The following is a 19,154-nucleotide window of genomic DNA, read 5'->3' as shown; positions in this document are numbered from 1 at the left end:
ATACCCTAGAGGCTGCCTAATGAAACGACCTGTCTAACTTTCGGGGGTCACTTCATAGTAGCTCATGACTTTTTCTATTAAATAACCTTTTTAAATAAGTTATATACTTTTTTTGAATTACCTTCATTTAATTGATAATAAGTAAGGTCTACGTCATCAGGAGTGTTTTGATGGGCAATCATAACTTCACTACTGTTGTTATCTACTATCCAAATTAAATATTGTTTATAAGTTCCATCTTGGAAAGTAATCCACATGTTACAATCTACTAAATCAGAACCTTCTTCATCTAGCGTTAAATCGCCTTTTTTTGCTGTATCCATACTGTTAATGAATGTTTTTAATTCATCTGTTTTTGTAAGGAAGATAGATTTTTTTGTCTTAAGCGACTCTACATGTATATCTTTTATTTCCTGTTTTCCTAAAAAAACAGGAGGTGCATTTGGGTCTCTTTGAGTTGAAATAATAGTAGCTTTCTTCTTTGGTTTACTTGCTGTATAGAGATCTTGAATAGATTTTCCAGAGTTTAAAAACCATACGGTTCCAAAAACAATCAATGCGCTACCTATCAATAAAATGATTTTCTTAATAGGGTATTCTCCTCTCTATGGCTTCATGTGAAGAGCTTTTCTATTAATATATGATAGGTAAGCGTAAAGTATTATAGTTGTACGTGGTTATGCTTCACGGTTTTTATAGGGCGATCAACGAGTAAATTGTAAGTAAGCCCTATTAATACGAGAATTCCACCGATAATTTTTCCGGTTGATAGTTCGTGTGACAGGAAGAAATCGATGATAGTCCCCGTAAACAATTGTCCGATAAAGATGAGTAACGTTAAATAAAATGCTGATATTTTAGGAGTAATATAGTTTGATAATGAGATGACGATAACGCCTACTAATCCGCCTAAGTATACAGCGATAGGTATGGATTGTAACGTATGACTAGAAATATACAACGAATCTGAACTGAAAATTAAAAATAACATGGAGAAAAATAATCCAGTAATATAATTGAAAAATGTGCCTTCCCAATTTCCAATTTCCTTTGCTAAATTCGCGTTAATAATTCTAGCAACAACGATAGAAACACCAGCTAAAATAGCGATACAAATATATAACATTTTCTTACCTCCATTAGTAAATTGTCATGACTATAATTCCAGAAGAGATGAATACTAATCCAATTAATTTTTTCTTATCAAACTTCGAAACTTTCATTCCTAATAAACCGAAATGATCAATAACTATGGAAGCGATGGATTGACCAAGTAAGCTTAATGCAATCGTAATAGAGGCACCAAGAGCAGAGAAACTTATATTATTAAAAAGAACAGTGAATACTCCAATTGCTCCAGCGCTATATAAAAAAAGTGGAATACCTTTATCGAAATGGATTTTATTTTTGTTAAGGATTAAAACGAAAATAACTGCTATTAAACCGACAAGATGAATGACAACGCTTGCTGTATACTTGCCAATTAACTCAGATAATATCCCATTCAATGGGAGCATAATGGCAATAAGCACACCAATAAAGACAGAAAGAAAGTTATACAATGTAATATCCCCTTTTTATATTTCATATTTGTAATGACTGTATCATGCTGAAATTGTGTATTACTATGACATATGTCATAGTGAAAGAAGAAAATTTTGTTTACAATTGGGATGAGTTGTAAAGGTGGGGGACTATGAAGAAAGTATGTAATTCTAATAAATTAGCAGAGTATATGAAACAAAATAATATTGATTCATTTTTTAGTAGTGATATGAAACCATATATGGAACTTATATTTTTTAAAAAGAATGAGTTCATTTGTAGAGAAAACGAAGAGATAGATTATTTATATTTCTTTGTTGAAGGAAAAGCGAAAGCGTTTAACACATTAAGTAACGGGAAATCTGTATTATTATGTTTTTATGACAGTTTGCAGTTGCTAGGAGATGTAGAGTTAATTCACTCTCAAAGAATCAATTCAAACGTACAAGTTATGGCAGACTCATATTGTGTTGGCCTACCTTTAGGGAAAGTGAGAAACCAATTATTTCATGATGCGAAATTTTTAAGATGTATTTGCGGTTCTTTAGCCCATAAATTAAATCGACTTTCAAAAAATAGTACAATTAATTTACTGTATCCACTTGAAAATCGACTTGCAAGTTACATGTTAGCAGCAGGGGAACGGGCGGTTCAGCACGGAAATAGAATTGTGTTTAGTGGGAATTTAACGGAAATAGCTGAATTGTTAGGGACGAGTTATCGGCATTTATTACGTACATTAAATGTTTTTTGTGATAAAGAAATTATAAAGAAAAATAATGGTTGCTTTGAAGTCATGAATGTAGATGTTTTGCGGGAATTGGCGGCGGATGTTTATAAATAGGAGGGTATTATAAATGATTACACCTATATTTAGAATTTTTGATATTGAAAAGGCTCAGTTATTTTACTTTAATTTTTTAGGGTTTAAACTGGATTGGGAACATCGGTATGAGGAAAATATGCCATTATATATGCAAATTTCGTTAAATGATACTGTAATACATCTATCTGAACATCATGGGGATGCTTCACCAGGCGGTGCAATTCGTGTGAAAATAGAGGATTTAAAAAGTTATTATGCTATTTTATCAAGTAAAGATTATGCGTATTCAAAACCTGATATAGAGAGAACACCTTGGGATACAATTGAATTAACTGTGATTGATCCGTTCTCAAATAGAATTACATTTTATGAGGAAAGGGTTTAGAAATTGAGGTGTTATAAATAATTTATCAAAGTAGGGGTTACAATGAAGAGAAAAATAGCGATGATTTCAGATATTAATGGGAATAGTCACGCTTTAAAGGCGGTATTAAAAGATATTCGAAATGATAATAAATTTAGGTGATAGTGTGTATGGGCCGTTAGATCCTTTGGGGACAATTGAAATATTAATGAGTAACGAGATGATACATATTAAGGGGAGTTTACTTTATAGTGAACTGCTCTTTTTTATTTTGGATAGATATTGAATTATAAAAAAATAAAATGTTATGATTATGGAAACGTATGAACATGTATTCATGTGTTTGTGAGAAGGAGGAATTGGAATGAAAGATATAATTATCGTTGGAGCTGGTCAAGCTGGATTAACAATGGGATACTACTTGAAGCAGGAAGGATATAGTTTCTTATTACTTGAGGCGGGAAACCGAATTGGCGATTCTTGGAGAGACAGTTATGATTCTTTGCAGCTCTTCACACCAAGGGAATATAGTAGTTTACCAGGTATGATATTAAAAGGAGAAGGGAATGGATTTCCATGTAAAGATGAAATTGCAATTTATTTAGAAGAATATGCAAGGTATTTTCAATTGCCGGTACAATTACAGACTCAAGTTTTAAAAATAAGAAAAGAGAAAGAAATATTTGAATTACACACTCCTACAGAAATTTTACAATCGAAAAAAGTTATTATCGCATCAGGTGGTTTTCAGCAACCATTCATCCCCTCATTTTCACAACATCTTTCATCACATATTTTTCAAATACATTCATCACAATATAAATCACCATTACAAATTCCAAAGGGAAAAGTACTTGTAGTAGGTGGTGGGAATTCAGGCATGCAAATAGCAGTAGAACTTGCAAAAACTCATGAAGTTACAATGGCTATAAGTCATCCGTTAACCTTTTTACCGTTATATCTTTTTAGAAAAAGCATTTTTAATTGGTTAGAAAAAATGGGTTTATTGTATGCCGAAATACATACAAAGAGAGGAAGGTGGTTTCAGAAGCGAAAGGATCCCATTTTTGGTTTTGAAGGTAAGGAACTTATTCGTAGTGGAGCAATAAAACTACAGGGAAAAGTGGTAAGTGCATCAGGAAATAATATTATGTTTCAGAATGGTGGCACGTATAGTGCACAAAGTATTATATGGTCAACTGGTTTTGTTCAAGATTATAAATGGATTGAAATAGAAAAGGCAGTGAATATGAATGGATTTCCTAATCATACAAAGGGAATGAGTCCAGTAAGAGGATTGTATTATATTGGACTGCCGTGGCAATCTCAAAGGGGTTCTGCGCTTATTTGTGGTGTAGGAAAGGATGCGGTGTATTTGCTTTCTGAAATCAAAAAATAGATCAGTAGCAACAGCTACTGATCATCCATATGTACATGAATTAGGAGAGGTCAAACATTTCAAACGTTTATTAGCTTTAGTATAATAGATTTTCATGAAATAAAAAACTGAAAATTATAATTTTTTTGTTGAGAAAGTTTTTTGTATCGAAATATATAAAAAAACGGGGATTTCTATTGAAAGAAAATATGATATTTATATTTTAGTAAATTATGATATAGTCTATATAAGATTCTTTTCCTTAAATTAGGTTTTTTGTATAGTAATTACATTCGTAGTTGGAAAGGGGAAAAATTGTGAAGTTTGATGATCAACGTCTACTAGGAATACGATTAGGTTCTGTACTCATAACAGAAGAAAATCAATATTTAGTAATTAAGAAGAAAGATCATTATGCACTATTAAACATACATAATTTAGAATGCACACATGTCGAAGTGCAGTTAGAACATATTGAAGAACTGCTGCATGAAGATTTCCAAGAAAGTATAACTGAAATTATCGCACCAGAACATATTAAAATTGTGGTGAAAAATGTTATATAAAGAAAGAAGCTGGGAGAATCAGCTTCTTTCTTTGTTTTATTTCGTTAATTATAAGGATAACATTTTTAAAATCTCACCAATAATCCCATCCTTTTGATGAACACCTAAATCCGAGTTCGTCATAATAACAGCGCCATTACCTCGGTATGGATTACATACCATCATACATTGAAATCCAACACCCCAGCCAAGTGAATGAATTTGTAAGTCTTCATTAGAATACTCTAGAAAAACACCTAATCCAGTCCATTTGGTGCATCCTTGAGGAGAAATCATATCTTGTACTGTTTTTTGAGAAAGTTCCAGCTTGCTATTTCCCTGTAAGGAATGAATGATTTCAATAATTAAAGTTGATAAGTCAGTTGGTGTTGTCCAAATGCCTGAAGCAGCTGCGAATGGATAAAATGGATACTTCTCATTTGTAACGGTGCCATCTTTATTATGTCCACAAGCAAATGTATCTAATTTATTTATATCTTCAGTAGGGAATACCGTACTATTCTTCAGTTGAAGTGGTTGAAAGATATATTCTTCAAGTAAAAGGTTGAATCGTTTTCCAGTTATATCTTCAAGTAGTTGTTCGATAATACAAAAATTTGCGTCAGAGTAGTGGAATTGGCTTTCTGGTGCATAAGTTACTTCTATAGGTACTGGGCAATATAATGTTTTACCAGCAAGAAGTTCAGGGATTTTAGGTATTCCTTGCACTAGCTTATAATGTTCAAAACTATTGGGAGGATCAATAATTCCAGATTGGTGACTTAATAAGTTTCGCAGCGTGACTTTTTTCTGTGAAGTAAATAGAGTGGTAGGGATGTTCCAAGATGTGAGTCTATCATTTACGTCTTCATCTAAATATACGATTCCTTGATCTGATAACGTTAGTACAAGCATTGAAGTGATGAATTTGCTAATAGAACAAGAATTGAATATGGAATCCGTAGTGACAGTTCTAGTTGTTCCAGATTCAAGTGTTCCGAAAGCAGTAGCTTCATCAAGTTTACCGTCACGTATAACGGCAAAGCTTAACCCTGCAACAGAATATTGGTTCATTTTCTCATAGATATTGTTACTTTTTAAGTTCATAGTGACTCCTTTCTTTTAAAAACAGAATATTAACTTTATTATACAGTAGTAAATAGAGAGAAAAGGAAAACACTTCATCTTTTATCGATGAAGTGTTTTCTTAGTTTAAGTTAATTCGAAGTAAATGCTTTAAAAAATTTATCTCTGTACATGTACATAAGCCATGAGGCTGTTATAAAGGAAATAAAGATTTGTTTGTTTTTAATTGGTGCATTGAAAACAAGACAACCAACTATATCAAATAACAAATGTAGTGCAATTGAAAGAACTACAAATTGTAGTAATGTTTTAAAATATCTTTTCATAAAGTGTCCCCCTAAAATAAAAGGTTTTATCTCGCATTAACGGGTAGTAAAACTCCCACCTCAAAATTCGACTGGGCAAAGAAGTTAGGTGGGAGTAGGGCTGCCCGTAAACGCCCGATTGGTGAAGACTAATAATCAGTGGGGGACGAACAAAACCCCCACTGATTAAATCTTCACTTTATCAACAATGTTGTATATTACTATTATACATTAAATGTGTCTTGTGGTAAAAATTACATAAATTACTTAAATAAAACAATGCTAGTGAGGAGGAACAGTCTTGGAATTTTGGATTGTCATACCGATAGCGGCCTTTGGATTTATGTATCTCGCTGAAAAATTAAATAAAATCGAAAAGAAAACAGATACGCGTTTAAAGAGGATGGAAGATAGATTACAATTAATTTCGAAAGAAATGGGAATTGTAGATAGAGAACCTGAAATTAATAAAGAATTACGCCAGCTTGTGGAAGAAGGAAAAACAGTTACAGCAATTAAGAGAGTAAGAGAGGCTTTTGGATTTTCATTGTTAGAAGCGAAGCAATATGTTGATAAGTTATAAAAAAGATCATCCAATTGGATGGTCTTTTTTTACTGAACCATACGTGTATTTACATAAGCAGCGATTATAACGTGGCCAATAATAATGATGGGAAATATAATTTTAACATTAGGAGTAATGAAGACACTGCCAATTGTGGCAATAACACCAGCAATTAAATTATAAAGACCAACTATTTTTGATAACTTCACTTTGTCAGGTACACGGCGTTCATTGAATCCTGATAAGAGCCAAGTGTATTGTTTTACTCCGATGAAATAAGCTAATGCAAATGAAATGATGGCTAGTATGAATAATGATGGGGAAGCGAAGAGAGTCATTAAAAGCACCTCCGTTAAAGGGTTATAAATAAATTATAGTATGAATGTTATAATTTAACAAAATACATTTTTGATTTTAACTGTAATAGAAAAATGGAGTATTTGTGATGAAGGGAGATTAAGTATGAATATTGTGGAATTCCAGAGATATGTATTAAATTTCAGTAAAGAAAAAGGGTTTCAAGATACAACAATTGAAGAGCGTACGATATATGTGATGGCGGAATTAGGTGAATTAGCGGAAGTTATATTAAAGCGTGATAAAATACAAGATTCGAAAAGAGAGATTGGCTTAGAAATGTTTGATGTAATTTGGAATGTATGTGATTTAGCAAACAAGTTAGAAATTGATTTAGAGAAGGCGTTTGAAGAAAAAATGATGATTAATAAAAAACGTGAATGGTAAAAGAAAAGTTAAAAAGCGCACAAAATTTTGTGCGCTTTTTATTAATGGTATGAAAAATATGTAAAAAAAGATGGAACAAACATTTGAGACGAATTGTCTAATATAGGAAATAACTATTTAGTTTGAAAGAAAGGGTGGAGAAAATGAAAAAGAATATATTATTAAAAGTAGGGGTATGTGTTAGTTTACTAGGAACAATTCAATTTGTTAGCACAATTTCTTCTGTGAAAGCGGAACAAAAGCTAGAGCAAAAAGTAATAAAGAATGAGACAGGAACTATTTCAATTTCTCAGTTAAACAAAAATGTATGGGTTCATACTGAGTTAGGTTATTTTAATGGAGTAGCAGTTCCATCGAACGGTCTAGTTCTTAACACTTCTAAAGGGTTAGTGCTTGTCGATTCTTCTTGGGATGATAAGTTAACGAAGGAACTAATAGAGATGGTAGAAAAGAAATTTCAGAAGCGCGTAACGGATGTCATTATTACACATGCGCATGCTGATCGAATTGGCGGGATAAAAATGTTGAAAGAAAGAGGCATTAAAGCGCATAGTACAGCATTAACTGCGGAACTAGCAAAGAAAAATGGATATGAGGAGCCACTTGGAGACTTACAAACAATTACAAATTTGAAGTTTGGAAATATAAAAGTAGAAACGTTCTATCCAGGGAAAGGGCATACAGAAGATAATATTGTCGTAGGGTTACCGCAATACAACATTTTAGCTGGAGGCTGTTTAGTGAAATCTGCGGAAGCTAAAGATTTAGGGAATGTTGCTGATGCATATGTAAATGAATGGTCGATATCGATTGAGAATGTGTTGAACCGATATGGAAATATGAACTTAGTAGTGCCTGGTCATGGAGAAGTAGGGGACAGAGGATTACTTTTACATACATTGGATTTGTTGAAATAAGAAACTGTGGGAATATAAAAGCGAGGAGAAACAATTTTCTCCTCGCTTTCTTCTAACTATATTTAAATGCGAAGCTATCAATTATGCCTGCATACGTTACTGAGATTTTAATTCCAAGTATACAAATACCAGTACCGTCATAATTGCTATAACAACGTAAGTAACATCAAGCATTATAAGTGTCTTTAAAGTTTCAGTCATCCTAATTCACCCCTGGTATGAAAATATAACATAATCTCTTATCAATCAGTTAAGAGATTATAAAGATAACAATGTACATGAAATTTCTTAAGTAGTTTCTATATAAATATATCATATAAATAATGTAAAAAATGTTAAGATGGTGTAAATGTATTGTAAATAAAGAGGTTTCCTATAAAATCTTTAATCAAAAAATTGATAGTTCTTCAAAATGAAAAAACGCTATTCTTTCTGTTGAATGATAGAAAGAATAGTGTTTTTGTATGCCTATTAGTTGCTAATATCACTAATAGTTCTCTAAATCAATGATTTAGCTATTTGAAAGCATCAACAAAGGTGTCCATTTTTCTGTATGTTTTTTTGATGGCAATAAAAATATTATGTCAATAATATGAACTGTCACAAATTTATATATATTATTGTGATTGATATCACATCCCTTTTTCTCAATGGGTATTATGCTTAATTTGTAACGAATGATTGGGAGAGGGTGGGATGATATGTTTTGTTATCAATGTGAACAAACGCCAACAGGCGGATGTAAAGTGATGGGTGTTTGTGGTAAGAATGAAACAATTGCAAGTTTACAAGATACGATTGTGTTTGGATTAAAAGGAATTGCTGCTTATCGTACTCATGCTGCTCAGCTAGGGTATACAGATGCATTTGTAGATGCTACAACTCAAGAAGCGCTATATATGACATTAACAAATTCTAACTTTAATGAACAAGAACATATTGATATGGCTATGAAAGTAGGGAAATCGGCTTTACGAGTAATGGAGTTATTAGATGAGGCACATACGAATCACTTTGGTGTTCCGGAGCCTGTTCAAATTACGCAGAACCATGTAGAAGGTAAGGCAATTGTAGTTACTGGTCATAATTTATTTGCATTAGAAGAGTTATTAAAGCAAACAGAAGGAAAAGAAATTAACATTTATACGCATTCTGAAATGCTACCAGCACACGGATATCCACAACTGAAAAAATATAAACATTTAAAAGGAAACATCGGTAAGGCATGGTATGATCAACGACGCCTTTTCGAAAAATTTACAGGTGCCATATTAGCTACAACGAACTGTGTTATGCCAATTAAAGGATCATACTCTGATCGATTCTTTTCATATGATATTGCAGGTTTAGAGGGTGTACAAAAAATTGAAAATGATGATTTTGCACCATTGATTCAAAAAGCGCTTGAACTTCCAGAAGTACATATGGAGTCGGATGAGCAGTTAGTAACAGGGTTTCATCATAATACAGTATTATCATTAGCTCCGGAAATTATTAATGCAGTAAAAGAAGGAAAGATTAAGCGTTTCTTTGTCATCGCAGGTTGTGATGCTCCGGGAAAAGGCGGAGAATATTATCGTGAATTAGCAACGTCACTTCCGCCAGAAACGGTTATTTTAACAACTTCTTGCGGGAAATTCCGTTTTAATGATGTGAGTTATGGTGTTGTACCTGGTACGGAGATTCCGCGTTACATTGATTTAGGACAATGCAATAATTCAATTTCTACAGTGAAAATAGCGGCCGCTTTAGCAGATGCTTTCCAATGTGAAGTGAATGAATTGCCAGTAAGTATTGTCTTATCATGGTTTGAACAAAAAGCGGTTGCTATTTTACTTGGGCTATTTAGTCTTGGAATTCAAGATATTCGCATTGGTCCAAAGGCGCCTGAATTTATTTCACCTGGCGTGCTTGATGTATTACAAGAGACATTCGGTTTAAAACTAATTACAACCGCAGCAGAAGATATGAATATGATGTTATCGTAACAAAAGGATGTCCTATATGTAGAGTTGACTTTATAAAGAGTTTGTATGTATTCGCAAGCTCATGTATTAGATGCACAGGTGCATTAGTAGAAGAACAAAAAAATGATCCGTCTTTTTAATAAGGAGAGCTATCTACATTCATTAACTTCGGAATATTATAACGCCCAAAATAAAAATGCGGAATTTTTGTTTTGGGTATTTCCTTTTCTTAGCTGGATAGGTATGTGGTGAGATTTCTTAAGAAGAAAATAGGCAGTATCCAATAGATAATAGCGGATTTAAGAAAAAATTTAAAAATCGAGTTGACATTCCATCTACACAGTCATACAATGTAGTGGTAATGAGTAATACTGAATAGCGTAGTTTTTAAAAATATATTCAGTATCCAATAGGCAAAAGCGGATTTAAGAAAAAATTTTAAAAATCGAGTTGACATTCCATCTACTTAGTCATACAATGTAGTTGTAATAAGTAATACTGAATAGTGAGATTTCTCAAAAGCTATTCAGTAAAAATTAGCCTTAGTACTCTGTGATACTGAATATAAGTCAGACAGAATAGGGGGTAAAGGAGGATCAGAAAATGGAAAATTTAACTGAAATGCTGAAAGGTTCGCTGGAAGGATGTGTTCTGGAAATCATTAGCCGCCGTGAAACTTATGGCTATGAGATTACCCGCCACCTGAATGAGCTTGGGTTTACTGAAGTCGTGGAAGGAACGGTCTATACCATCCTTGTGCGATTAGAGAAGAAAAAACTTGTGAATATTGAAAAGAAACCGTCAGACATGGGGCCGCCTCGCAAGTTTTATTCACTAAATGAGGATGGCCGTCAGGAGCTTGAATTGTTTTGGAGAAAATGGGATTTTGTATCATCAAAAATTAACGTCTTGAAGTCAAACTAGCCTCATAAGATTAAATATTCGGCCGATATTTTGGGAGTTTCTTGTTCTGCTTTATAAAAAAGGAGGAAAAATAATATGTTGGAAATGTTCAAAAAATTAATTGGTGATAAAAAAGAGTACAAAATGATGATGGCACGGGTTGGAGCTCTGCCAGAGGACTATCAGTTTGTGTTTAAGAAAATTCAAAACTACATGTGGAATTTCTCAGCTGGTAACGGGATGGATATGCTACACATACAGTATGAACTAATCGATTTGTTTGAAGCCGGTGCGGCGGAAGGCAGACAAGTGCTAGAAATCACTGGGGAGGACGTGGCATCCTTTGCTGACGAACTAGTGGCAAACGCTAAAACTTATGTTTCCAAGTATCGTGAAGATTTGAATGAAAGTATCATGAAGCAATTGAGAAAAAAATAAATGCAACAGGTAATACCGACTGATTAGCTGGTTACAAATGTGAATTGCCGCCATCGCTATTCAGTTATATTTTTAAATCAGTACTAAGTATTACAGATTATCAGTAATACTAAATAGAGGAGTGTGGGCAGTCTAGCTTTACAAAACATTTTTTAAGGAGGAAAAAAGTATGACCAATACAGCGATTTCTGTAAAAGGATTAAAAAAATCCTTTAAAGATAAGGAAGTGTTAAAAGGGGTAGATTTTGAAGTGCAGCGTGGCGAAATTTTCGCACTGCTGGGCTCAAATGGAGCGGGCAAGACGACAATAGTCAATATCCTCTCGACGCTGATGAAGCAAGATGGCGGCGAAGTAGGTATTTGTGGTTTTGACGTTCAGCGTCAACCGGATCATGTTCGTCAAAGTATCAGTCTGACAGGGCAGTTTGCAGCTTTAGACGGTATGCTCACGGGGAGAGAAAACTTGATAATGATTGCCAATTTGCGTGGAGTTTCTAGTCCTGCTCAAGTCGCTGATAATTTGCTTGCAAGATTCAGCCTGACTGATGCAGCCAACCAGAGGGCAGACCAGTACTCAGGTGGGATGAAGCGCCGGCTTGATATCGCCATGAGCTTGATTGGGACGCCAGCAGTCATTTTTCTCGATGAACCGACGACAGGGCTTGACCCCGAAGCGCGGATTGAAGTGTGGGATACCGTCAAGGAACTTGCCGGCGGCGGCACAACCATCTTGCTCACGACCCAGTACCTCGAGGAAGCCGAACAACTGGCGGACCGTATCGCTATCTTGCATGGCGGAAAAATTATTAAGACTGGTACTCTTACAGAACTTAAAGAGATGTTCCCGCCAACAAAAGTGGAGTATATCGAAAAGCAGCCGACATTGGAAGAAATTTTCCTTGCGATCATTGGCAAAAAGGAGGAGATGTAAATGAAGAGCAAAACAGGGGTATTATTAGGGCGCTTAATGCGCAACATCATGCGCAGTCCAGATACAATTATTACGGTAGCGATTACGCCGATTATGATGATGCTGTTGTTTGTCTACGTATTTGGCGGCGCCATAAAGACAGGAACGGATAACTACGTCAATTATTTATTGCCGGGAATCTTGCTGATGGCTATCGCATCCGGTGTCGCTTACACTTCCGTACGGTTGTTTACGGATGTAAAGAGCGGGCTGATGGCACGTTTCATTACTATGCCTATCAAGCGTTCGTCGGTATTATGGGCTCACGTATTAACATCACTTGTTGCTAATGTGCTTACTATCGTGGTGGTTATTCTTGTTGCGCTCTTAATGGGCTTCCGTTCCAGTGCTAATATTCTGGATTGGCTCGCGGTAGCTGGAATACTCGGGATGTTTACGCTGGCGCTGACATGGTTGGCTATCATTCCTGGGTTGACAGCGAAGTCTATGGAAGGGGCGACAGCCTACTCGTACCCACTAATTTTTCTGCCCTTTATTAGTTCGGCCTTTGTTCCTACCGAAACTATGCCAAAAATTGTTCGTGCGTTCGCTGAAAACCAGCCTGTGACTTCAATCGTGAATGCGATTCGTGCCCTCTTATATGAAGGGGCTGTTGGCAACGATATTTGGATTGCACTTGCTTGGTGTGTGGGCATTATGGTTATCGCTTACTTCTTCGCCGGCAAAGCATTTAAACGTCAGTTAGGGTAACACCACCAGTTAATGGCAACTAAATCTTCTGGAATAATATATATATGGGAAAATGGATTTAAATCACATTAATCTTAGTTATTGCTATAATTGTTAGTATTCTTACTGGTTATGTAGTTGGTACGTAAGTAGGCTCAGACGTTGAGAAAAAGCAGACTGAGAGAGTTAAAAGGGAAGAGGTAATATTTTGATCTCAATTCTAATTGCCATATAATAAATGCAATTTTTATACATGAAAAGCCCACCTGTTTCCGTAGGTGGGCTATATCTTTATTACACAATTCGAAAGTATACTCTCTTTTTCTAAATATGTAATTATGCATATTTAGAAAAAACTACACTTAATAAATATTACATATAGTAAATGGAAACTTATGGTGTAATTCTTTTAACAGGCTTAACATGATAACCATTATATAAGGTGCGTAGGCTCCTTTGGAAAAGTTCTTCTTTTCTGAAAAATGAATTTTAATTCGTTATATGTAATAAAAATTCATGAGAATAATTTTATGTTTTCTAAATTTATTCCTTTACATCAATGTGTATTATTTATTACAACAGCTTCATGTCAAAGATAAGATGTGAAAGCAAAGGGAAATATAAGTATCTTTATAACGAGTTCCTAATATAATCAATGTGTTAACGAAAGGAACTCTGTATTATGTTTACTTTTCTATTAACTAATACAGCTTCAAAAAATAGACACAATTGCTACATACCAATTGTAATTTATTATCTATTCATAATTCTGTTTATTCTGTCTTTCTAAAAATAAAAAAATATTAGACTCGCAAATATAAACGTTATAATGAGGGCGTCGAGAGGTAACCGATTACCTACGAAGAAAATATCAAACATTTTAAAATTGGACAGACTGAAACGATTACTTACAGAAAGGTGTGTGACCAGAAGGGGAATTTCTTCAAAATAGTTTAGCAGCAGCGGACATCGTATTAGCTGGTGTAAACAATATCATCAATGGTAAGTATAGGGTTGGAGGATAAATGCCTCGCACATTAAGAGAGACAGCTTTAGGTGGAATCGTTTACAATATGGCGCATCTAGTAAGCGGTTCATTTTTTAAGAATGGTCTATATTCTTAAGCCTAAAAAGAGACGTAAGAATAGGATACAAGGGGGATTTATTATATGAATGGGAATACTGCAAAAAAAATAGAATTTCAAGCTGAAAACACTGCAGTGAAAAATGAGAAATATCCAGATCCTAAAAAGTGGCATAAACAAGATACTACCTGGGCATTGAGCCTTTTTGGAACAGCAATTGGAGCAGGAGTACTCTTTTTACCTATTAATGCCGGTTCAGGTGGTTTATTATCATTACTGTTAATTACGATACTTGCATTTCCTGTTATGTATTACTCACATAGGGCACTTGCTAAAATGATATACGCTTCCAATTCTGCTGATGAGGGGATTACAGGCACAATAAGAGAGTATTTTGGCAATAAGGCAAGTATCATTTTTAACATAGTATATTTCGTCTCAATTTATACGATCGTACTGATGTATTCGGTTGCACTTACAAATACTGCAAGTAGTTTTATCGTGCATCAATTGCACATGCCGGAGCCTCCAAGGGCCATTTTATCACTTGTATTAGTACTCGGTCTTATCGCTATACTAAATTTCGGTCAAGATATCACTGTAAAGATAATGAGCATGCTAGTATATCCTTTCATAGCTTCTTTACTGTTTATCTCAATATCTTTAATTCCACAGTGGAATACGTCAATGCTTAGTTTCTCAAGTGCGTCTACTGCTTCAACAGGAACAGGGTATTTTGGAGTGATATTGATGATACTACCAATCATCGTATTCTCGTTCAATCATTCTCCTATGATTTCGTCATTCGTTATGAAACAGAGAGCTACGTATGGAATAGAAGCTACTGATGCCAAGTGTGCTCAAATACAAAAAGTTTGCTATATCATGACATTCGCTGTTGTTATGTTCTTTGTTTGGAGCAGTACTTTAAGTTTGACTCCAGATGATCTTAAGATGGCAAAAGAACAGAACTTGTCAATCCTATCATATCTTGCTAATGAGCTTAATTCGCCTGTAATCACTATTGCAGCTCCTATCATTGCTTTTGTGGCTATTACAAAGTCTTTCCTTGGCCATTATATAGGAGCATATGAAGTAATGCGTGACATGATTATTAAGTCCGGTAAAACACGCGGGAAAGATATAGGAGAAAAAACAGTTAAGACAATGATCCTTACTTTTGTCGTATTAACATGCTGGTATGTTGCTTATGCAAATCCAAGTATTCTTGGAATCATTGATGCTCTTAGCGGTCCATTAGTTGCTGCGATCTTATGTCTATTACCAATGTATGCGATTCGTAAAGTACCAGTACTGGCTAAATACAGAGGGAAAATGAGCAATGTGTTTGTCATTATTGTAGGTATACTTACTGTCCTAGCAAGTATTAAGTCATTATTCTAATTCGCTATTGTTAGTTCAAGTGCTAAAATAGCGGGATATGAAAAATGAATGAAAGAGAGATTATGGAGAAGATAAATCCAAATTCGAATTTAGAACAAGTAATTTAATGAGGGTTAAACTCTAATATGAAAAGACATGAACAAAGATTAGTTCATGTCTTTTTTTGTGTTGGCGTTATTCTTAGAAGAGCGTTTCAAGTAGCGGTAGCGAATAAAATGTTTTTACTAGGTATTTAAATAGAGGTAACTGGCATCTAGTCAAACTCAATATTATTTTGGGTTTAACTGACCACTGCTTATGGGCAGTATAAACATAATCTCTCTTTTAAACCTTCTAACACTTCTTCAGGAACTTCCCTGATTTTGATATCTTTACCTAGGAAAAGTAGCCAATTTGTTATTTCTATCAATTCATCGAGATTATTAACATTGATAAAAGTTTTTAGAATGGCTGTGGATTGGTAAGGATTTGTATAGGAAATAGAAATTTTTATAGGATGGTATTTTTTGAACTGGGTAATCGCTTTTGGACCAAGTTCAAGTACAAGTTTGATTGCTTCGTCCTTCTTACTTAGTTTTTCTGAAATTTTTTTCTTACTTAATCTAGTTTTCGTCGTATAGGTTTCGACATTAATGAGATGATCGACAAGAAACATCTTCTTTTTTTCTTCTTTTATGTCAAAGCCTTCAATTATCCAATGGCTTTTTTCTTGATAAAGGTGCAGTAGATAAATTGGATAAAACTTGGTTTCCTCCTCTTCTTTTACGGTAATCAATAAATGGCTATCTAAAAGAAGGATTTGGATGAGTTTTTCTAACATAGGATGGGGGAGGTCAGAAAGCTCAAGTAGGTCAGGATTATGAGGGTTAGTCCCTTCAAAAAGCAAGATTTGATTTAAAAGAACAAGGTCATCCTGCTGGATTTCTGAGATGAGTCCTAGTAGTTTTTCGGCTAAAGACTGACGACTCTTTAGATAGGGAAGTTGTTGATTTCTTGTGGCCATAAAGGCAATAAAAAGAGCTTTGACCTCATTATCAGTAAAGCGAACAACGGGCAAGATAGAGTTATGCATGACAAAATATCCTCCATCCCTGCCAACTTCAGCGACGAGCGGCATCCCCATGGCTTCAATTTCTCTAATGTCTCTAATAGCTGTCGATCGTGAGATGCTAAATTCTCGTATGATTTCAGAAATTGTAAAGTGGGAGCGGTTGTTAATATAGCGCATGATCGTATTAATCCGTTCAACTTTTTTCATGTTGGTCTCCTAAACAGTATCATTTTTTGACATGATTTAAAGATATTATAAACTCATCAAGTGAAAAGATAAATCGCTTGATTAATTTAAAAGTGAGGAAGGTTTTAAATATGAAAAATTATACAATAGAAGAAAAAGATAGCTTTATCGTGTTAGGTATTGGAACTGAACTTAAGAGCCACTATACAGACTTTGCGGGCATAAACAAGGAAAAGGCAGACTTTTGGCTGGCCGTCGAACAAGATGGAAGGTTGGACACTTTAAAAGCTTTAGCTACAAATGATTACATTTTTTCTGTGAGTGAAGCGGTGAATAACAAGATGATGTATTACGCTGGTGTCATGACAGAGGCAACGATACAAGAAGAATCTAGAGTTATCCAGTTTCCGAGGGGAGAATACCTAGTAGTTAAAGGGGAAGGCAATACAGCTGAGGAGCTAAGTAATAAGCTTACTGGTATTGCATTTGGTCAAGCATTAGCAGAAGAAAAAGATTTTGCCTATGTTGGTGGGCCAAATACAACAGTTGAGATGGGGCAGCGAAACGGCTTAGTATTTGGTGAAATATGGATTCCAGTTGTTAGGAAGTAAAGTGTTAAAAGGAGAGATGGAATTGTCCAATATAGTTGATTTTAAAAACGTAACTACAGCTGGCATGGAGTCTTCACCCGTAGCAGAAGCACTTGCTGGTTTACGTGCCCATGAAGCACGTTACTTTATGAATAAATACAAGCATGAATTTACGGTTGTGCCAGCTAGTGAAAGCGAGAAGACTCTTGATTATGTGAACCGCATTTTGAAAGAAGAACGTGATATTGAGTTTGCGGCAAAACCTTTAGAAACATCGTGTTTTCAAGTGGGAAATATTAAATTTGCCTATGTCTTCTATGAGGATGGTCTTGCAGTCAACGTCATGTATACGTTGGATAACCCAAAGAAGCGGGCTGTTGGATTTAAGCTTTCTGAGGGAATGGAGATACCAACGGAGTTAGTAGAGAAGTTTAAGTTTGCTAGACAGAAGTCTAAACTTGCTGGAACAATTCGAGGTTCGTTTTTTGTAATAAAAGGAGAATATAGTGTAAGTTGAAGAATCATTCATTTGTTATATTGAGTTATTTTTTAAAAGGCGCGATTAAGGCTAACAATCTTAAATTGTTAGCCTTTTTTTACATAAGTATAATATTCATAGTCTGCTACACACTATGTTCAGATAAAATAAAACGAAAGGAAATTACTGTAGGGTGGTGGCGTGAGCAAAAAAAGGCTATTTGAGTTATTCTTAGTAACTTTTGCTTTACTATTCCTTCATGTAAGCACATTTACTAATGAAAAATTGAATGATAAATTTGGTAACTTTACCTTCTTTGTTGTATTTCTCATGTTTTATATCAACGTTGCATTTATAAAGCGGTATTTTGATGATATACAAAAGTGGATTCGAAATATCACATTTCTTCTTGCCCTGTTAGTAGTAACTTTAATATCACTATGGATAGGTTACTTTTAAAGCCTTGTGATTAAGGAAATTTTGTTTTGTTATCTTTCCTTAACAACAAACAAGACGCCAACCAGATCATGGTAGCGCCTAAGATAAGTACTATTGGTTTAATCATTAACAAGTATATCTGGACCCTTTTTCAACATATACGAGAAACCCGAAATAAATACGATACTAAATATAATAATGGAAGACCACATATTAAAATGAAATTCTTTACCTACAACTAAATAGTAGATGTTATGGACCAAGAAATTAGCACCTATGATAATCCCACCTAACATTGAACTAATTACAAGACTGAGTAAATAAAATTTGAGCTTCTGAAACATTTCCTCTCTACTCCTTTTCTAAAATCAACTTTATTCAGGATGTTTTAGAAAACTATACCATTTATTTTTCTAATATTCTTAAATCTATAATATATTTAAGGTTATTTTAAGAGAAGAAGAATTGCCTACCAAAATGTCAATTTCGGGGTTTCACCAATATGCCCATCAAGCTAATGAAACTAGTATCCCAAAAACAAAAAATGTATATTTTCATCTGGAGATGCCAATTTTCTCATTTTGGGGATACTATAAAATTTTAGGTTGATAGCCATGTGGTGCTACCCCACATCCATCAACTTAACGTATATTTTTATACAAAATGCGGTCTTTCCACG

Annotated in this window: 24 protein-coding genes and 1 pseudogene; 17 read left to right on the top strand and 8 right to left on the bottom strand. The window is 34.5% G+C overall.

Annotated elements, in window-relative coordinates; all coding sequences use genetic code 11:
- Positions 1-77: 77 nt before the first annotated feature.
- From CQ058_RS28545 to CQ058_RS28535, 3 genes are all read right to left on the bottom strand, one after another.
- Complete coding sequence (locus CQ058_RS28545; RefSeq protein ID WP_002128384.1) at positions 78-557, bottom strand: hypothetical protein; 480 nt, start codon at positions 555-557, stop codon at positions 78-80.
- 104 nt (positions 558-661) lie between these two features.
- Positions 662-1,126 carry a DMT family transporter gene (locus CQ058_RS28540; RefSeq protein WP_002014128.1) on the bottom strand — a complete coding sequence of 155 codons (465 nt, stop codon included), beginning with the start codon at positions 1,124-1,126 and terminating at the stop codon, positions 662-664.
- Positions 1,127-1,139: 13 nt separating this feature from the next.
- Positions 1,140-1,562, bottom strand: coding sequence for a DMT family transporter (locus tag CQ058_RS28535; RefSeq protein ID WP_002087615.1), 423 nt, complete (start codon positions 1,560-1,562; stop codon positions 1,140-1,142).
- 134 nt (positions 1,563-1,696) lie between these two features.
- Between CQ058_RS28535 and yeiL the strand changes: the two genes are divergently transcribed.
- The 5 genes and pseudogenes from yeiL to CQ058_RS28515 all read left to right on the top strand — a co-directional run bounded on the left by yeiL (position 1,697) and on the right by CQ058_RS28515 (position 4,679).
- A complete protein-coding gene (gene yeiL, locus CQ058_RS28530) occupies positions 1,697-2,389 on the top strand; it encodes a transcriptional regulator YeiL (RefSeq protein WP_002033401.1) in 693 nt (230 codons plus the stop codon).
- A 13-nt stretch (positions 2,390-2,402) separates the two neighbouring features.
- Positions 2,403-2,756, top strand: a complete 354-nt coding sequence (locus tag CQ058_RS28525) for a glyoxalase superfamily protein (RefSeq protein WP_002066393.1) — start codon at positions 2,403-2,405, stop codon at positions 2,754-2,756.
- 42 nt (positions 2,757-2,798) lie between these two features.
- A pseudogene (locus CQ058_RS32805) lies at positions 2,799-2,976 on the top strand (metallophosphoesterase family protein); the annotation flags it as partial.
- A gap of 123 nt (positions 2,977-3,099) precedes the next feature.
- Positions 3,100-4,134, top strand: a complete 1,035-nt coding sequence (locus CQ058_RS28520; RefSeq protein WP_105590140.1) for a flavin-containing monooxygenase — start codon at positions 3,100-3,102, stop codon at positions 4,132-4,134.
- A gap of 296 nt (positions 4,135-4,430) precedes the next feature.
- Entirely contained in the window at positions 4,431-4,679 is a 249-nt protein-coding gene (locus CQ058_RS28515) for a hypothetical protein (protein ID WP_002087603.1), read from the top strand.
- Between the two features lie 48 nt (positions 4,680-4,727).
- On the opposite strand, the gene CQ058_RS28510 is transcribed toward CQ058_RS28515, so the two are convergent.
- Together CQ058_RS28510 and CQ058_RS28505 are read right to left on the bottom strand one after the other, a co-directional pair.
- On the bottom strand, positions 4,728-5,765 hold the full coding sequence (locus tag CQ058_RS28510) for a serine hydrolase domain-containing protein (protein ID WP_002190268.1): 1,038 nt from the start codon (positions 5,763-5,765) through the stop codon (positions 4,728-4,730).
- 110 nt (positions 5,766-5,875) lie between these two features.
- Positions 5,876-6,070: a hypothetical protein gene (locus tag CQ058_RS28505; RefSeq protein ID WP_002190267.1), complete on the bottom strand. Its 195-nt coding sequence runs from the start codon at positions 6,068-6,070 to the stop codon at positions 5,876-5,878.
- Positions 6,071-6,350: 280 nt separating this feature from the next.
- Here CQ058_RS28505 and CQ058_RS28500 point away from each other — a divergent pair, with 280 nt between their 5' ends.
- Positions 6,351-6,632 (top strand): hypothetical protein, encoded by a 282-nt coding sequence (locus CQ058_RS28500; RefSeq protein WP_002128376.1) that lies wholly within the window; start codon positions 6,351-6,353, stop codon positions 6,630-6,632.
- A gap of 29 nt (positions 6,633-6,661) precedes the next feature.
- Here CQ058_RS28500 and CQ058_RS28495 read toward each other — a convergent pair whose 3' ends face one another.
- A complete protein-coding gene (locus tag CQ058_RS28495) occupies positions 6,662-6,952 on the bottom strand; it encodes a DUF3784 domain-containing protein (protein WP_002190266.1) in 291 nt (96 codons plus the stop codon).
- A gap of 124 nt (positions 6,953-7,076) precedes the next feature.
- On the opposite strand from CQ058_RS28495, the gene CQ058_RS28490 reads away from it, so the two are divergent.
- The 8 genes from CQ058_RS28490 (at position 7,077) to CQ058_RS28450 (ending at position 15,732) form a co-directional block, all read left to right on the top strand.
- Entirely contained in the window at positions 7,077-7,358 is a 282-nt protein-coding gene (locus CQ058_RS28490; RefSeq protein WP_002190265.1) for a MazG nucleotide pyrophosphohydrolase domain-containing protein, read from the top strand.
- 143 nt (positions 7,359-7,501) lie between these two features.
- Complete coding sequence (gene bla2 / locus CQ058_RS28485; protein WP_002190263.1) at positions 7,502-8,275, top strand: BcII family subclass B1 metallo-beta-lactamase; 774 nt, start codon at positions 7,502-7,504, stop codon at positions 8,273-8,275.
- Positions 8,276-8,976: 701 nt separating this feature from the next.
- Positions 8,977-10,263 carry a hydroxylamine reductase gene (hcp, locus tag CQ058_RS28475; protein ID WP_002137545.1) on the top strand — a complete coding sequence of 429 codons (1,287 nt, stop codon included), beginning with the start codon at positions 8,977-8,979 and terminating at the stop codon, positions 10,261-10,263.
- A 582-nt stretch (positions 10,264-10,845) separates the two neighbouring features.
- A complete protein-coding gene (locus CQ058_RS28470) occupies positions 10,846-11,166 on the top strand; it encodes a PadR family transcriptional regulator (protein ID WP_002128372.1) in 321 nt (106 codons plus the stop codon).
- Positions 11,167-11,241: 75 nt separating this feature from the next.
- Positions 11,242-11,583 (top strand): DUF1048 domain-containing protein, encoded by a 342-nt coding sequence (locus CQ058_RS28465; protein ID WP_002014108.1) that lies wholly within the window; start codon positions 11,242-11,244, stop codon positions 11,581-11,583.
- A 169-nt stretch (positions 11,584-11,752) separates the two neighbouring features.
- Positions 11,753-12,514 carry an ABC transporter ATP-binding protein gene (locus tag CQ058_RS28460; RefSeq protein WP_002190261.1) on the top strand — a complete coding sequence of 254 codons (762 nt, stop codon included), beginning with the start codon at positions 11,753-11,755 and terminating at the stop codon, positions 12,512-12,514.
- Positions 12,515-13,264: an ABC transporter permease gene (locus tag CQ058_RS28455; protein WP_002190260.1), complete on the top strand. Its 750-nt coding sequence runs from the start codon at positions 12,515-12,517 to the stop codon at positions 13,262-13,264.
- A gap of 1,148 nt (positions 13,265-14,412) precedes the next feature.
- Complete coding sequence (locus tag CQ058_RS28450) at positions 14,413-15,732, top strand: aromatic amino acid transport family protein (protein ID WP_105590139.1); 1,320 nt, start codon at positions 14,413-14,415, stop codon at positions 15,730-15,732.
- A gap of 295 nt (positions 15,733-16,027) precedes the next feature.
- On the opposite strand, the gene CQ058_RS28445 is transcribed toward CQ058_RS28450, so the two are convergent.
- Entirely contained in the window at positions 16,028-16,990 is a 963-nt protein-coding gene (locus CQ058_RS28445) for a helix-turn-helix transcriptional regulator (protein WP_105590138.1), read from the bottom strand.
- A 110-nt stretch (positions 16,991-17,100) separates the two neighbouring features.
- On the opposite strand from CQ058_RS28445, the gene CQ058_RS28440 reads away from it, so the two are divergent.
- The 3 genes from CQ058_RS28440 (at position 17,101) to CQ058_RS28425 (ending at position 18,496) form a co-directional block, all read left to right on the top strand.
- A complete protein-coding gene (locus CQ058_RS28440) occupies positions 17,101-17,580 on the top strand; it encodes a GyrI-like domain-containing protein (protein WP_002167907.1) in 480 nt (159 codons plus the stop codon).
- Positions 17,567-18,076, top strand: a complete 510-nt coding sequence (locus tag CQ058_RS28435; RefSeq protein ID WP_080019312.1) for a phage tail protein — start codon at positions 17,567-17,569, stop codon at positions 18,074-18,076. Before CQ058_RS28440 ends, CQ058_RS28435 begins: the two co-directional genes overlap by 14 nt.
- A gap of 162 nt (positions 18,077-18,238) precedes the next feature.
- The gene (locus tag CQ058_RS28425) at positions 18,239-18,496 is read left to right on the top strand and encodes a DUF3963 domain-containing protein (protein WP_033709324.1); all 258 of its coding nucleotides are present in this window, start codon (positions 18,239-18,241) and stop codon (positions 18,494-18,496) included.
- A gap of 98 nt (positions 18,497-18,594) precedes the next feature.
- Here CQ058_RS28425 and CQ058_RS28420 read toward each other — a convergent pair whose 3' ends face one another.
- Positions 18,595-18,819, bottom strand: coding sequence for a hypothetical protein (locus CQ058_RS28420; RefSeq protein WP_002190252.1), 225 nt, complete (start codon positions 18,817-18,819; stop codon positions 18,595-18,597).
- Between the last annotated feature and the right edge of the window lie 335 nt (positions 18,820-19,154).

This window comes from Bacillus sp. MYb56 (assembly GCF_002976445.1).
GTDB lineage: Bacteria > Bacillota > Bacilli > Bacillales > Bacillaceae_G > Bacillus_A > Bacillus_A mycoides.
Note: the sequence above shows the minus strand (reverse complement) of the source record. Positions and strands in the feature narration are given on the sequence as shown.

Coding starts and splice junctions, on each gene's coding strand:
- CQ058_RS28540 (WP_002014128.1), bottom strand. CDS start 1,126: ATGTTATATATTTGTATCGCTATTTTAGCTGGTGTTTCTATCGTTGTT.
- yeiL (WP_002033401.1), top strand. CDS start 1,697: ATGAAGAAAGTATGTAATTCTAATAAATTAGCAGAGTATATGAAACAA.
- CQ058_RS28525 (WP_002066393.1), top strand. CDS start 2,403: ATGATTACACCTATATTTAGAATTTTTGATATTGAAAAGGCTCAGTTA.
- CQ058_RS28520 (WP_105590140.1), top strand. CDS start 3,100: ATGAAAGATATAATTATCGTTGGAGCTGGTCAAGCTGGATTAACAATG.
- CQ058_RS28510 (WP_002190268.1), bottom strand. CDS start 5,765: ATGAACTTAAAAAGTAACAATATCTATGAGAAAATGAACCAATATTCT.
- CQ058_RS28505 (WP_002190267.1), bottom strand. CDS start 6,070: ATGAAAAGATATTTTAAAACATTACTACAATTTGTAGTTCTTTCAATT.
- CQ058_RS28495 (WP_002190266.1), bottom strand. CDS start 6,952: ATGACTCTCTTCGCTTCCCCATCATTATTCATACTAGCCATCATTTCA.
- CQ058_RS28490 (WP_002190265.1), top strand. CDS start 7,077: ATGAATATTGTGGAATTCCAGAGATATGTATTAAATTTCAGTAAAGAA.
- bla2 (WP_002190263.1), top strand. CDS start 7,502: ATGAAAAAGAATATATTATTAAAAGTAGGGGTATGTGTTAGTTTACTA.
- hcp (WP_002137545.1), top strand. CDS start 8,977: ATGTTTTGTTATCAATGTGAACAAACGCCAACAGGCGGATGTAAAGTG.
- CQ058_RS28470 (WP_002128372.1), top strand. CDS start 10,846: ATGGAAAATTTAACTGAAATGCTGAAAGGTTCGCTGGAAGGATGTGTT.
- CQ058_RS28465 (WP_002014108.1), top strand. CDS start 11,242: ATGTTGGAAATGTTCAAAAAATTAATTGGTGATAAAAAAGAGTACAAA.
- CQ058_RS28460 (WP_002190261.1), top strand. CDS start 11,753: ATGACCAATACAGCGATTTCTGTAAAAGGATTAAAAAAATCCTTTAAA.
- CQ058_RS28455 (WP_002190260.1), top strand. CDS start 12,515: ATGAAGAGCAAAACAGGGGTATTATTAGGGCGCTTAATGCGCAACATC.
- CQ058_RS28450 (WP_105590139.1), top strand. CDS start 14,413: ATGAATGGGAATACTGCAAAAAAAATAGAATTTCAAGCTGAAAACACT.
- CQ058_RS28445 (WP_105590138.1), bottom strand. CDS start 16,990: ATGAAAAAAGTTGAACGGATTAATACGATCATGCGCTATATTAACAAC.
- CQ058_RS28440 (WP_002167907.1), top strand. CDS start 17,101: ATGAAAAATTATACAATAGAAGAAAAAGATAGCTTTATCGTGTTAGGT.
- CQ058_RS28420 (WP_002190252.1), bottom strand. CDS start 18,819: ATGTTTCAGAAGCTCAAATTTTATTTACTCAGTCTTGTAATTAGTTCA.